Source organism: Rhodohalobacter sp. (genome assembly GCF_034521535.1).
GTDB lineage: Bacteria > Bacteroidota > Rhodothermia > Balneolales > Balneolaceae > Rhodohalobacter.
In genome coordinates, this window is record NZ_JAXHMF010000005.1 from 401,205 (window position 1) to 415,747 (window position 14,543).

General features: G+C 43.5%; 14 protein-coding genes. 13 read left to right on the forward strand and 1 reads right to left on the reverse strand.

What is annotated here, in order from left to right; genetic code table 11:
* Positions 1 to 34 precede the first annotated feature (34 nt).
* The gene (locus U5K35_RS08780; protein ID WP_322571760.1) at positions 35 to 658 is read left to right on the forward strand and encodes a sensor histidine kinase; all 624 of its coding nucleotides are present in this window, start codon (positions 35 to 37) and stop codon (positions 656 to 658) included.
* A gap of 13 nt (positions 659 to 671) precedes the next feature.
* On the opposite strand, the gene U5K35_RS08785 is transcribed toward U5K35_RS08780, so the two are convergent.
* On the reverse strand, positions 672 to 1,598 hold the full coding sequence (locus U5K35_RS08785; RefSeq protein ID WP_322571083.1) for a response regulator: 927 nt from the start codon (positions 1,596 to 1,598) through the stop codon (positions 672 to 674).
* Between the two features lie 139 nt (positions 1,599 to 1,737).
* Here U5K35_RS08785 and U5K35_RS08790 point away from each other — a divergent pair, with 139 nt between their 5' ends.
* From U5K35_RS08790 to U5K35_RS08845, 12 genes are all read left to right on the forward strand, one after another.
* Positions 1,738 to 3,660 (forward strand): CBS domain-containing protein, encoded by a 1,923-nt coding sequence (locus U5K35_RS08790; protein ID WP_322571084.1) that lies wholly within the window; start codon positions 1,738 to 1,740, stop codon positions 3,658 to 3,660.
* A 47-nt stretch (positions 3,661 to 3,707) separates the two neighbouring features.
* Positions 3,708 to 5,609 (forward strand): CBS domain-containing protein, encoded by a 1,902-nt coding sequence (locus tag U5K35_RS08795; protein WP_322571085.1) that lies wholly within the window; start codon positions 3,708 to 3,710, stop codon positions 5,607 to 5,609.
* Positions 5,596 to 6,753: a succinylglutamate desuccinylase/aspartoacylase family protein gene (locus U5K35_RS08800; protein WP_322571086.1), complete on the forward strand. Its 1,158-nt coding sequence runs from the start codon at positions 5,596 to 5,598 to the stop codon at positions 6,751 to 6,753. Before U5K35_RS08795 ends, U5K35_RS08800 begins: the two co-directional genes overlap by 14 nt.
* An 81-nt stretch (positions 6,754 to 6,834) precedes the next feature.
* Positions 6,835 to 7,611: an SMC-Scp complex subunit ScpB gene (gene scpB, locus U5K35_RS08805; RefSeq protein WP_322571087.1), complete on the forward strand. Its 777-nt coding sequence runs from the start codon at positions 6,835 to 6,837 to the stop codon at positions 7,609 to 7,611.
* 65 nt (positions 7,612 to 7,676) lie between these two features.
* Positions 7,677 to 7,982 carry a MerC domain-containing protein gene (locus U5K35_RS08810; RefSeq protein WP_322571088.1) on the forward strand — a complete coding sequence of 102 codons (306 nt, stop codon included), beginning with the start codon at positions 7,677 to 7,679 and terminating at the stop codon, positions 7,980 to 7,982.
* Positions 7,983 to 8,117: 135 nt separating this feature from the next.
* On the forward strand, positions 8,118 to 8,447 hold the full coding sequence (locus U5K35_RS08815; protein ID WP_322571089.1) for a hypothetical protein: 330 nt from the start codon (positions 8,118 to 8,120) through the stop codon (positions 8,445 to 8,447).
* 225 nt (positions 8,448 to 8,672) lie between these two features.
* Positions 8,673 to 9,704, forward strand: a complete 1,032-nt coding sequence (locus tag U5K35_RS08820) for an alpha/beta hydrolase (protein ID WP_322571090.1) — start codon at positions 8,673 to 8,675, stop codon at positions 9,702 to 9,704.
* A 339-nt stretch (positions 9,705 to 10,043) separates the two neighbouring features.
* Positions 10,044 to 10,802: a DUF5995 family protein gene (locus U5K35_RS08825; protein ID WP_322571091.1), complete on the forward strand. Its 759-nt coding sequence runs from the start codon at positions 10,044 to 10,046 to the stop codon at positions 10,800 to 10,802.
* Positions 10,803 to 11,102: 300 nt separating this feature from the next.
* A complete protein-coding gene (locus tag U5K35_RS08830; RefSeq protein WP_322571092.1) occupies positions 11,103 to 13,274 on the forward strand; it encodes a S46 family peptidase in 2,172 nt (723 codons plus the stop codon).
* A 322-nt stretch (positions 13,275 to 13,596) separates the two neighbouring features.
* Positions 13,597 to 13,839: a hypothetical protein gene (locus U5K35_RS08835; protein ID WP_322571093.1), complete on the forward strand. Its 243-nt coding sequence runs from the start codon at positions 13,597 to 13,599 to the stop codon at positions 13,837 to 13,839.
* 74 nt (positions 13,840 to 13,913) lie between these two features.
* Positions 13,914 to 14,165 (forward strand): type II toxin-antitoxin system ParD family antitoxin, encoded by a 252-nt coding sequence (locus U5K35_RS08840; protein ID WP_322571094.1) that lies wholly within the window; start codon positions 13,914 to 13,916, stop codon positions 14,163 to 14,165.
* Positions 14,158 to 14,457 (forward strand): type II toxin-antitoxin system RelE/ParE family toxin, encoded by a 300-nt coding sequence (locus U5K35_RS08845; protein ID WP_322571095.1) that lies wholly within the window; start codon positions 14,158 to 14,160, stop codon positions 14,455 to 14,457. The genes U5K35_RS08840 and U5K35_RS08845 overlap by 8 nt, the downstream gene beginning before the upstream one ends.
* Positions 14,458 to 14,543: the final 86 nt, after the last annotated feature.

Genomic DNA, 14,543 nt, shown 5'->3' on the forward strand with positions numbered 1-14,543 from the left:
GAGACAGGTTTTGGCCTCACTACAGGAAAAAGAGATGCTTCTTTCAGAAATACATCACAGAGTGAAAAACAATTTGGCCGTTATTTCGGGATTAATGCAGCTTCAGGTTTATAGCGCCAATAACGAGGCCGTTACACGTATTTTAAACTCCAGTATTAATCGAATAAAGTCCATTGCACTGATCCACGAGCAGCTCTATCGTTCGGAAAACTTTTCAGATATATCCTTGAATGAGAACATTCAAAAACAAGCAGAAAGTATAGGAGATGTTTTCCTGGCCGACGATTCCCCATCTGTAGTAGTCCAATTGGATCTGGAAGATATATCCATTGGGATTAATCAGGCGATGCCCGTTGGTTTGCTGGTCAATGAAATTTTGATCAATGCATTCAAGCACGCTTTTAAAGGGAAAAAGAATGGTGAGGTTTCTGTGAAACTTTTTGAAAAGGAACCCTTCATATATTTGATAATAGCCGACAATGGGGTTGGATTCGAACCATCGGATATAAATTCAGGCACGTTAGGGTCTACGTTAATACAGACGTTTGCCGATCAGCTCGAGGCTAAGATGGAAATAGACAACTCAAAAGGAACCTCTTACAGTATTAAGTTCGAGCGGTCAGATCATAAAGGGTCTGTTGTTTCGCGCAGGATTTAAATTCATCCAAGCTTTAAATCTTGGTGAAATAGCGCCACAGAATAGTTCCACTCTGTATCAGCAGTTTACTCAGGAAATTGAACTCCTTGGTGGAGAACAGTTTATTCCTTTTCAAAACCAGGTATCCAAACATGGGGGCATTTTCCGGTATTTTCCGATCGTTCTTCAAATACTCCCGGTCGGTTACTTCATATAGTGGAATCCCAATTTCTGAAGGCAGTTTTTCCTCTTTGGAAGCTTCTTTGAAAATCCCCGGGTCTTCGCCAAAGGCGTGATTTGATAGGTAAGGTTTAGGCTGAGCTGAAAAAAGCCTGAATGTTTCCTCTTTGAGTAGATCATCAGGGCCAAATTTCTGGAGATTTTTTATCCCCATTGTTAAGATCAGTCTGGGCTGATTATTCCTCACAACCCAGAAAAAAATGTGATCGATATCGAACCGGCTATGTAAAAGCGAACAGAGCCTGCGAGAAATGGTAAAAAAATCGCCGGACTGTACCTCATCCATCAAGCTTTGGACGAATGCTTTTTTACTGACTGAAAATCCCTTGGGTACGGGTATGCCTTCAAGTGTAGTGGTGAGTTTCAACTCCACTCTCTCAACCACATTTTCAGGATCGTCTTTGAAAAGTGACTTATTGATGAAGTCAGCTGCCCCAAGGTTGAGTGCGCTCTTCTCTTTCTCAACGGTAGGCTTGCCGGTCATAATCAGTACAGGAATATTGCTGTGCTCGGCATCAGCCATGATCGATTCCAGAAACTTCAGCCCATCAATTCCGGGCATATGGATATCTGAAAGAATGAGGTGTATAGTAACTTCTGAAAGTTTATTTACGGCTTCCTGTGCATCATGAACGTGAATAAGGTTAAAATGCTCACCGAGAATACGTTTGATAACGAAGTGCGTCATTTTATCGTCATCGATCACAAGAATGCTATACATGAATATCGGGATTTGGTATTTGTTGTTTTGGTATGCACTGAAAATACAATTCTTACAGATTCTTATTTATAATAAATTAGACTTGCTTTACGCATCAATTATTCAATTATTGAAACATCCTGAACTTAATATGTGATCTATGGGCGACGAGCGAGTACATTTACCTGAATCTAAAGAGGAGTCTCAACAGTTTTTGAAGTACCTGCTGCGGGATGTTCGCGCGATGGAAAAGATGCTGAATGAAGGATGGTTTGAAATTGACAACGTCCGGATTGGAGCAGAACAGGAAGTCTGCCTGATTGATAAAAATGCGAAGCCTTATCCCATAGCAATGGAGCTGATGGAGAAGCTTGGCGATAATGGATTTACCACTGAACTCGCCCGATTTAACCTGGAGGCCAATCTTACTCCTCAGCTGTTTAAGGGAAAATGTCTGAGTAATCTGGAAACAGAAATTCTTGAAAAGCTGGACGTTATTCGGGAAGCCATCTCGGAGTTGGATGGTGATCTTGCGCTTGCAGGTGTTCTGCCAACGATTCGAAAATCGGATCTGGATATCAAAAATCTGACACCTCTTCAGCGCTATCACGCACTGTGTGACGCGATCAATAAGCTTCGGGGTGAAGAGTACGACTTACGGATTCAGGGAGCAGATGAGCTTTTGATGCGATTTGATACGCCCCTCCTGGAAGCTTCAAACACCGGGTTTCAGGTCCATCTCCAGGTGAGTCCGGATGAGTTTGTGGAGAAGTATAATATGGCCCAGGCTATTGCAGGCCCCGTTCTTGCCTCCGCAGTGAACTCACCGCTTCTGTTTGGTAAACGGTTGTGGAGCGAAACCAGGATTGCCCTGTTTCACCAGTCTGTTGATACCCGGAAAGTGGGAGATCACCTGCGAGACTCGAGCCCGAGAGTGACATTTGGAAACGACTGGATTAAAGAGAGCATACTCGAAATATATCGGGAAGATATTGCCCGTTACCGGGTTATACTCAGTGCGGATGTGAACGAAAATGTAGAGGAGATGCTGGAGCAGGGGAAGGTACCGGCACTGCGCGCGCTCCAAATCCACAACGGAACGGTGTATCGTTGGAATCGGCCCTGCTATGGTATCAGTGATGGCAAACCGCATCTCCGTATCGAAAACCGGGTCTTTCCCTCCGGTCCAACAGTTACGGACGAAATTGCAAATGCTGCATTCTGGCTCGGCCTGCTAAACGGTATGAGCAGTCACTATCCAAACATACATGAGGAGATGGATTTTGACGATGTGAAAATGAACTTTTTTGCAGCATCAAAGCTGGGGCTGGACACAAAATTTCGCTGGGTGAATGATAAACGCTACTCTGCCGTGGAACTGATTACCGAGGAATTTCTTCCGATAGCCAGGGAGGGATTGGAAAAGGCCGGAGTGGATCGCGGTGATATTTCAAGCTATTTGGATATCATTGAAGACCGTACGGATACGGGACAAACCGGAAGTTTCTGGATGGTGAAATCGTACAACGATCTTTCCAAGAAAGTATCGCGCGAACAGGCCTTGACGGCTGTGACCAACGCCATGGTGAAAAATCAGAAAAAGGGTGAGCCGGTTCACAAATGGGGGTTTGCCAAGGTTGACGATATGGAAAACTGGCAGCCACATAATCTTCTGGTTGAAGAGTTCATGACCACCGACCTGTTCACGGTTCAGAAAGATGATATTCCGGAGCTGGTAGCAAATCTGATTGATTGGCGACGTATACGCTACATTCCTGTAGAAGACGACAGCAAACACCTTGTGGGTTTGATTACCATGCGAATGATTTTTCGGGAGTATAATAATGTAATTCACGGAGAAGCCGATGAGAGTACGTCTGTGGATGATATCATGATTAAAAATCCGATTACGATTCACCCTGAGGCTTCAATTCTGGAAGCGGTGGATATTATGGATTCACAGAAAATCGGGTGCCTGCCCGTTGTTAAGAATAACAGGCTTGTTGGGATTATAACCGAACAGAACTATATGACAATCACAAAACGATTGTTAAGGCGTTTGCATAGTGATGCAGAAGGGTAAAATTCTCATCAACTTCCATCCTTTAAACCGATCAATATAATACCACTATGGGAACGCACGATATCTCCATTGCCAGGGATCCTCACTCTAAGAGAAAGTTTTTAAAGCATCTGATGCACGATGTTGAGGCTATTGAAGCCATTATGGAACGGGGACTTTTTGAGTCAGGAATTACCCGGATCGGGGCGGAACAGGAGTTTTGTTTAGTTGACAGACACTTTAAGCCGTCGCTGAATGCGCTGGATGTTCTGCAAAAAGTTAATGACAGCCATTTTACTCCCGAGCTTGCCAGGTATAATCTCGAGATCAATCTCGATCCGAGACGTTTGACGGGAGACAGCCTCTCAGCCATGCATACCCAGCTCGACTCCCTGCTCGGGAAGGCTTCCGAAGCCGCGCAGTCAATCGACGAAAGAGTTATTCTTGCCGGGATATTGCCAAGCATCGACTATCGTGCGGTGCAGAAGAAATATATGACCCCGCGAAAACGATATGAAGAGCTTGCCAAAATCATTCTTGAACTGAGGGGTGAGGATTTTGAGCTGAACATTACCGGGGTTGATGAGCTTATGATTTCTCATCAGAATATACTTTTTGAGGCGTGCAATACCAGTTTTCAGTGTCACTACCAGATAGAGCCTGAACAGTTTGCCGATTCATATAACTGGGCACAACTGCTGGCCGGTCCCGTGTTGTCGATAGCCGCTAACTCGCCGCTCTTGCTTGGTAAACAGCTTTGGGCGGAAACACGTATAGCCCTTTTTCAGCAGAGTATCGATACGCGGGGAAAAGGGTTTCACCTTCGTCAACGTGAACAGCGGGTTACGTTTGGAAATCGCTGGATAAAAGGGATTGGTGATGTGTTTAAAAACGATATCGCACGGCATACACTTCTATTTTACATGGAAATTGAGCGGGACTCTCTTGACATGCTCGAGCAGGGTGAAATTCCAAAACTTGAGGCGCTTCAACTGCATAATGGGACGATATACAAATGGAACCGGCCATGCTACGGAGTTTCAAAGGGTAAGCCTCATTTGAGGATTGAAAATCGCTACTTGCCTTCCGGGCCTACAACGGCAGATGAAATTGCGAATCTTGCTTTCTGGTCGGGGCTGATGGCCAACATGCCGGAACAGTATGCCGGAAACTGGGACTCTCTCGATTTTGATGATGCAAAGGAGAATTTCTATAAAGCTGCAATGTGGGGCATACAAAGCGGAATGGTTTGGGAAGGGCAGTTAATGTCTGCCATGCGACTGATTCTGGAGGTGCTTCTGCCGATGTCTCACAAGGGGCTTGAAAAGATGAATATTAATGAACAGGATATTGAGCGATATCTCGGTATCATCCGAAAAAGGGCTGAAAAAAAAGCGACAGGGGCTCGGTGGATGGTTGGCAGTTACAGGCGGCTTAAAGATAAGCTGGGCCGTGAAGAAGCATCTGTAGCGTTAACAGCAATTTTGGATAAGAGGAGACGGTCGGGCACTACGGTTGACGAGTGGGAATTAGTATCACTCAATGAGATCGAATCCGTTGAAATACAGTACGACGTGGTCAGTAATGTGATGTCGTCAGACCTGATTACTGTATCGGGCGAATATGTTGCCGATCTGGTTCTAAAAATTATGGAGTGGAGAGATATTCGACATATTCCTGTTGAAGATAAAAACGGTCAGCTGAAAGGTATCATTACAAAAACCCGGTTAGATCGTTATCTTAATGAGGTTGGTAACTCACGAGAGTTGACGGCCGCTGATGTGATGGACCGGAATCCAACAACCATCAAACCTGACGACGATATAAAATATGCCATGCTTCTGATGGTGGATGAAGGTATTAGTTGTCTTCCGGTTATTGAACAGGGGAAATTAATCGGTATTTTAACGGACAAAGACACACAAACCATCTGGACAAAAATCAAAAGAAATACGAATGCGAAACAGTGAGCTACAGGAAGTTATTATTCAGGATACCGATCGAATCCGATGGAAAGTTCCCGGCGACGTAAACGGTCCTGTAGTGGTAGTTTTTGCCGGTATTCATGGAAATGAGACGGCCGGCGTTCATGCTACGGATACGGTTGTTTCTGAATTATTGGAGTCCGGTGAGAATCTAAATGGTTCGCTATATGTGATTACCGGAAACATGCGCGCGCTGGAACTGGGTGTCCGCTTTGTGGATACGGATCTCAACCGGCTTTGGGAAACAGGTTTCGACCGAAGCCACTATTCACCGACAGGCAACGCCAACCACTCTGTGGAATATAAAGAGAGTCTGGAAATCAAAAACTCCGTGGAATGGATACTGAATAAACACCGAGATACGGCATCGGATTTTGTTTTTATAGATTTGCATACCACATCATCAGAAAGCTGCGCCTTTATCCTGATTAACGACAGGCTGGACAATCGCCGGTTGGCGCGGAAATTCCCGGTTCCTCAGATCCTGGGATTTGAAGAGAATATTCGGGGAACCCTTTTGAGCTATATCAACAATATCGGCCATATGTCGATTGGATTTGAAGCCGGCGCTCATACAAGTGTCGATTCGGTTACGCGAAGCCAGGCTTTTCTGCGTCTTGCCATGCACTGGCTCGGTATGGTTACGCTGAAACCAGAGGAGGTGAAAGAGTACGAGGAAGAGATGAACGTGCATCCCAATGTGCCGGATAGCTACTTTGAAGTTTCCTACCATAAAATAGTTGAGGATGCCGAGAAATTTGATATGCGTGAGGGTTATCACAATTTTGACCGGGTAGAAAAAGGGGAGTTCCTGGCCTATGAAAATGGCGAGCGGATTGAAGCTCCCGTATCCGGAAGGATTTTTATGCCTTTATACCAAAAAATCGGAAATGACGGCTTTTTAATTATAAATGAAGTGGCCCCTCTGTGGCTGAAGCTCTCCGCATTAATGCGAACCAGTTTTTTCCACAACATTTTGCACTGGCTTCCCGGAGTATCAAAGGACACTCCAAATGCATATTTGATAGATATACGGGTAGCCCGTTTTCTGGTAAAAAATATTTTCCACCTTTTGGGTTACCGGGTCATTAAAAAGGATGAGCATACCTTGATCTGCTATAAGCGTTAATTTTACTTTTGCCATATCCGTTCTATCTTTACCCAACAAAAAATCCCAGAATCCCGTATTCAATAGTAAATCTCTGAATGTATGCTTGACTACCGTTTTGTTGATGGTACCCGGTTAATGTCTGTAATTGAAGCGCTCATTTTTGCCAGCCCTGAGCCGATTGCCTGGGATAAACTCTCATCGATTATTCAAGAAAATGAAGAGGAGATAGTGCCGGATGAAAATGTGATTCAGCGAATTGTGAATCAGCTCAATAATCGGTACGAGGAGAATGACCTTAGCTTTCGCATCGAAAAAACCGGCGGTGGATATACCTTTGTAACGCAGCCCCGATTCCATCCATGGCTCAGTATCTTTCAGCACGAGAATGCCTATCGAAAACTTTCGCAGTCGGCTATTGAAACACTGGCGATTGTAGCCTATCGCCAGCCGGTAACAAAACCGGAGGTGGATCAGATTCGGGGTGTGGACTCGGGCTACATTTTACGTCAGCTTCTGGAAAAAATGCTGGTTAAGGTCTCCGGCCGGGCCGACTCACCCGGAAAACCGCTGCTCTATAAAACGACAGACTACTTCCTGAAGCACTTTGGAATCAATTCTGTGACGGAGCTTCCAAAACCGCGTGAGATTGACGAGATACTGAAGGATGACGACATGGCTGAACACCGGCGCCTGCTCATGGAACGGCAGATGGAGATCGACGAAACGGATGTTGCGGATGAAATTCTTGAGGAGTTTATGGATAAATTCAGTGATGAGGCTGAACCGGAGGATGAAGAAGTGTCGGACTCGAATGAAGAGAGAAACGATTCAGAGAGTGAAGAAGAAGACGGAGACGACACTATACGCAATAATTGATTTTGTGCAAGAAAAGTGTGTATTTTAGTACACACTAAAAATCAAGGATTTTAAAACCTGTTTTCTTGTCTGAAAAAAGTATTACAAGCTCTGTTCTCTGGGACCGATTTGGCATAAGCGTCTCGGTAATCTGCGCTATTCACTGCCTGTTTTTCCCGATACTGATCGCCATTTTACCGCTCACCTCCCTCTCAGCCGTACTGCACGATTGGGCCCACCCCATTTTTATACTGTTGATAGCTCCAACGATTTACTATGCATCTCGCAGAAGTCATTACGACTCAAAAATTGTTCGTCTACTTGGGGCCGGATTTTTGCTTGATAACGTTCGGGTGGTTGCTGGGACACTTCTGGATCGGCTACTGGTTTGAAACATCCGCAACAATTGTGGGGAGTATTCTGCTGATTTTTGGGCACTGGAAAAACTATAAGCATCACCGCACTTGCAAGGTTGCATCGCATGAACATCATCCCGTTGCAGAAGAAGAAAGTAAAACACATTCATCATGAAAAGACTCAATTTTACACTGGATAACTCTACCGTAGAACTGCTAAGTAAACTTGCTGAAAAATATTATAGTGGGAACAAGTCACAGACTGTTCGTGCTGCCTTAGAAAGTCTGGCTACACATCAAAATCATGACGGATGGGTAATCAGCGGATACACGCCCGTAAAAGCTGATCACGACGTAAGCTGCCATACTTGCGGCACTTCTAAACATGAGGGAGAAATTTTGTTTAAACCGGTTTTTGAGAGAGGAAGCAGTCCGAGAGCTATTCGTGAAATTCCGAGCGAAGAGTGGGTAGAATGTCCAACATGTTTAGAATCAAAATAAGATTAGAAATTATTTTTTAAACATCTTAACCAAATTCGGGTGCCGTTTCATTTGATATTGACAATTCGCAGCTAAAGAGTGAATTAAGCCTGGTCGCGGTTGTCTTTGTGGAACAGCCGAGAAGTTGTGAATCGATTTTATTTTCTTAAAAAGCATTTTTTGTTTTAAAATTAACTAAATACAAAGAGATCATATTCATAAAAAACATAGAATTAATCCAGTGTTATGAAAGCCTGCCAATTCATTATAATTTTAGCTGCTTTAATTTTTATCTCTTGTGAGAATAATGATGATCTGGTTTTAGATAATCAGCTGGAACTCACTTATAGCTATTCTCCAATTTCTTTAGGAGATATCGATGCAAAATTTTCTGAAGATATCAGCTATGGACCCTATTCCAGAAATACATTTGATATTTTCTTGCCCGAATCAGATCGTCCAACTCCTCTGGTTATTTATATACATGGTGGTGGCTTTATATCCGGAAGTAAAGATATTGTTTATGAACCCATGTGGAGCGGGAGCTGGGATTTTCCTGAAGAGATTAGAACCCTGTTAAAAAATGATATAGCTTTTGCAAGTATTAACTATAGACTTTTAGAGTTTGAGGATGATCCTGACGGAGTGCTTAAATCACTTAATGACAGTAAACGCGGCCTGCAGTTTATAAAAAGTTATAGTGAAGCTTTCAATATTGATAAAAATAATATCATACTCACCGGAAGCTCAGCCGGGGCCGGGACATCATTATGGTTAGGTTTTTCAGATGACATGGCAGATTTATCAAATGAGGATAAAGTTTTAAGAGAGTCGACAAGGGTAAAAGCTATGGCTGTTAAAGCTACCCAGGCAACATACGATCTGGAAAAATTTCAAAGTTTAATTTTTGCTGAATATAATTTTAAATGGATGGATTATTTTGAATTGGATCCCGATATGTTTCATCGTTTCAAATCTTTTTATGGTATGAGTTCTTTAAATGAGTTTAATACTGAGGAAATAAGAAACTATCGTAGGAAAGTCGATATGTTATTAATGATGACGGAAGATGATCCTGAGTTTTGGGTTGCAAATCTACAAAAACCAGTTGTTGCCCCGACGCAGAATACAATAGTAACTCATCATGCTTATCATGCCAAAACTTTGAGGACATGGGCAGACTCTATAGGTATAGCTAATGTTGCTTACTATGGGGATTACGAAGACCCAAACGACGAAAGCTTCATCGATTTTCTTCTAAGAAAGGCATTGGAATAACGAACGGACCAAATTCTAAAATTTTTGGTATTTAAAACAAGTCCGTCATCCAAAAATTCAAGGGTCTTTCATTCCATAAATCCATTCAATATTAATAAAGCTTAAACTGACTGTCAGTAGTATTGAAAGCTTTCCTTTTTTTAGAAAAGGCAAATAAACTCATTTGATGAGGTTATTGTACTTCAACGATCAATGTGGTCATTTGTAGATTTAAACCTGTTCTTTTTTTTGATTCGTGAATACGCTGAGTATTGATATATTGGGCTAAATCGATTCACTTTTGCCCGGTTACCGGCTTCGTGAATCTACCACTTTTAGTAAATCGGAAGACTTACAGATATGGGCTCAATTGAACAAGTAATCCACAAAATGGATGTAATTGTTGAACAGTGCAGCCGGAAAAATCTTCGTGCCGGCTATTTTGCCGTACTGTACCGGCTTGTAACGATTCGCATCAAAGATGAGATTGATGCCGGTAATTTTGACGATAACGAGCGAATGGAAAAATTAGACACCATTTTTGCTCAGCGTTTTTTTGATGCGTTTGATGCTTACTATAACAATTCAGGGGAGCCGTTAACTCAAAGCTGGAACCGGGCATTTGATGCTGCTGAATCAGATCGATATATCATTATGCAGCACCTGCTTCTTGGCATCAACGCGCACATCAATCTGGATCTTGGAATTGCAGCCGCACAAACCATGGAAGGTGAAGACCTTGAGCCTATTCACAAAGATTACAACCGGATTAACGCCATTCTTGCTTCACTTGTGGATGATGTGACCTCGAATATGAGCCGGATATCTCTATTCTTTGGCCCGATGATTCGCATTGCAGGGAATGCAGATGAAATGCTGGTCAATTTCAGCATTGTGATAGCAAGGGATGGTGCATGGGAGTTTGCAAACAAATATCGAATGGCAGAAAATAAATCGCTCGCAATCGAAAAACGAGATGCTAAAATCGCGGACCTGGCAAAACGCCTGACCCAAACCGGCCCGTTTCTTTCCATCATTGTCAAGATTATTCGTTGGGGAGAATTCCGGCCGCTGCAAACAAACCTGGAACGACTATCGGGTGTAGTAGAGCAAAACTGAGTTTTAACCCTATCTTAACTTATAGAGTGTTTGTTTTAGCTATTTTGATTGGTGTGCTATCGGTCAATTAGATTTTAAAGTATAAGGGTAAAGACAACTTAAGCAGTTTTTGAGGGAAGTATTATTCATGTGGACCAAACTTCTCATAATTTTGAACATTCTACGACTCAAAAACTATAAAGATTATCTATTCCAATTTTCATATTTATCCGATAAGTTACCTAACAATACAATTTATTTTATCAAGCTTGCCATTTAGACTGCAGCTTCCAATTCTGAACTTAAAGATCGAACTGAAAGATGAAATCACGCAACTACCTATTCACACCCATCATTGCTTTTTTTATTCTATTAACAGCCTGTGCCGCTCCGCAACAGACAACTGCTCCGGCTCCGGCCCCGGAACCCGAAGTAGAGGAAACTTCGGCTTCCCTGCTGCCGGAATTTGAACCGGTTCCTTCCTCCATTTTGGATAATGGCCGGATGTGGACCTTCGAATATGCACCGGTCGATTATTTCTCCGAAACTTACAATTTTGAACCCGACAGTTCCTGGTTCGAGCATGCCCGAATGAGCGCTGTTCGCATTCCCGGATGTTCCGGCTCGTTCGTATCGGATATGGGTCTGGTGATGACCAACCACCACTGTGCCCGAAATCAAACTACGCAGATCGCACTTGAGGGTGAAAATACTCTCGACGATGGTTTCTATGCCACTACGCTGTCTGATGAACGCAAAATCGATAATTACTATGTAGACCAGCTCGTCGAGATTCGTGATGTTACAGATCAAATTCTGGATGAAGTGGACGCCGTTCCGGTCGAAGAGCAGCCGGCTGTTCGTCAGGAAGCGATCAGCCGCGTTCAGGCCGAAATCACTGAAGAGGTTGCTGAATATGGCGACCGACAGGTACAGGTTGTTTCTCTCTTTAATGGCGGACGCTTCTCAGCATATATCTTTCGACGTTTTACTGATATCAGAATGGTGATGGCTCCGGAACTGCAAATCGGCTATTTCGGCGGAGATTTTGACAATTTCACATATCCACGGTATAACCTGGATATGACTTTTTTGCGGGTGTATGTGGATGGCGAGCCTTACGAGCCTGAATTTTATTTCCCATTTGCTGAAAATGGAGTTGAAGAGGGTGATGGTGTGTTTATGATAGGAAATCCCGGTCGGACAACCCGGCTTAACACAGTTGCTCAGCTTGCATATTCCGGGACGTATGATCTTCCTTTTCGACACAGCTTGTTTACAAGAATCATTGAAGGACTTGAAGCGTACTTTGAATATGATTCCACAACACCGCAGGCTCAGCAGCTCCGGAATACAATTTTTGGTTTAAAAAACTCACAGAAGCTTTTAGGCGGTCAGATTCTTGCTCATAATGACGAATACCTGATGGGCCGCCGGGTTGATAATGAACAAAATTTCATTGATGCCCTGAATGAATCTCCTGAACTGCGTGATACCTATATTCCGATTATAAACCGTATTGCTGAGATTCAGGAAGAGAAAGCTGCTCTTGCTCCATACAATTATTTAACACTTGGGCTAACACCTAATTCCTTCGCCTCTGCAGCACTGCTTCAAAGAGCCTACTTATACGCAATGATGGATCGTGTTGAGGATGATGAGGAGAGGAAAATGACGTTAATGAACCAGATTCAAAGCATTCGCGACAAACCCGAGTTTCTTGAAAAACAGTTGATCATCACGCATCTGAACTATCTTGCTGACGCTCTTGGAGCCGACCACCCATATCTCATGGAGATCACAGATGGTCTGGCTTACGAAAATGTTGCAGACCGGCTAATTGAGAATTCCGGGTTTGCCACGGCTGCTCAAACAGAGGAGCTTATTGATGATCCAGAATCTGCGGCTGCTGATCCGGCTGTATCCTACTTTAAAACATTTGGTGATCCCTTATTTGAAAACACCGAGCGTTCCCGCGAATTGTCGCAGGAAGAAAGTGAACTCCAGACACGGCTTGGACGCGGATGGTTTGCCGTTTATGGAACAAGCATCCCACCGGATGCAACATTTTCACCCAGAATTCAGGATGGCGTGGCAGCCGGATATGAGTATAACGGAACCATAGCACCCGTTCACACAACATTTTACGGAATGTACGATCGCCATTATTCTCACACAGGTGAACCTGAATGGGATCTGCCTGAGCGATGGGCCACACCTACTTCCACACTTGATTTATCGACGCCCGTCAATTTTGTATCTACCAACGATATCATCGGTGGAAATTCGGGTTCACCGGTTGTAAATATTAATCTGGAAGTTGTTGGACTTGCATTCGACGGTAATGTGGAAAGTATGGGCTCAAGTACCTTTATTCTGGACGACCGCAGTGCGCGTGCCGTCTCTGTTGATGTGCGCGGTATGCTTGAAGCACTCCGACACGTCTATGATGCCACACGAATTGTGGAAGAGCTGGAAAGCTCCAGAGATTGATGTTGTATCAGCAGTTCTTCAGGAATTAAACTAAAGTCCCCCTTTGAAGGGGGAAGCGATCCCGATCCCGAAAGCTTTCGGGAGGAGAGCTGGGGGATGACTATCTGAGTATTGAATTGACCATGTCTTGGTTATGAGGTATAACTGATCATCCCCCATTGCCCTCCGCCAGCCGAGTCTGTTGCACAACTCAAGATCAAAATTGACTAAAGTTGTAACCAGCGGAGGGACACTCACCAAAAAGCCCTTACTTTTGAAAAGTAGAAGTTTCGGAGCTGCATGGAAATCTTTTAGGGTATGACCTCAATGTATATATTGAGTCATGAAATGCTCCACCGGAAAAAATCAATACTCCACAAAGTTTTTGGCAGAAACATCCCTGATTGATATTCACATCCACCGCAATTTTCAGCCGGATCAGGGACCGCAAAACGTCTATCAGTGCGAGATTTGCGGGCAATGGCACCTGACCAGCAAATCACCCGAACGTAGCGAGCGCCTGCAGGAGATGATCGACTCCGGAGAGATGAGGAGGGAGCAGAGGGCAAGACGGTGGGAGTTTTGATCGTTTCTACCGTTGCCGCTGTAATTTGAAAATAGTACCAAATATTGGTAATATTTTGAAAAATAAGTAAAAATATGAGCAAAAATACATCCATATCACTCGGGAATTATTTTGACCAATTCGTCCAAAGCCAGGTTTCGGCAGGCAGATACAAAAATGTTAGTGAAGTTATCAGGGCTGGGCTTCGTCTGTTGGAGAATGAAGAAGCTAAGGCAATCGCTTTGAAAAACGCCATTCAAGAAGGAAAAGATAGTGGAATTGCCCAAGAATTTGACCCCCAAAAAAACCTTGACGAACTAAAGGTGAAAAAAAGGGGTAATGGCTGAATATCGTCTAACCAATAAAGCTGTGGAAGACCTAAATAACATTTGGGACTATACATTTGACGAATGGTCAGAAGAACAAGCGGATAAATATTATGAAATGCTGATTAAGTTCTGTGAGAACATAGCTCGCCATCCTGAAGTGGGCAAGAACTATGATGGAATATCTCCCAACTTGTTTGGGTTGAAAGCAAATCGTCACATCATCTTCTACCATAAAATTGAAACCGATTTAGTAGAAATTATAAGAATCTTGCATGAACAAATGGATTTGAAAAACAGGATTACTGAATGACATTTAGAGACTGGCACCTCACAAGCAAATCACCCGAACGTAACGAGCGCCTGCAGGAGATGATCGATTCCGGAGAGATGCGGAGG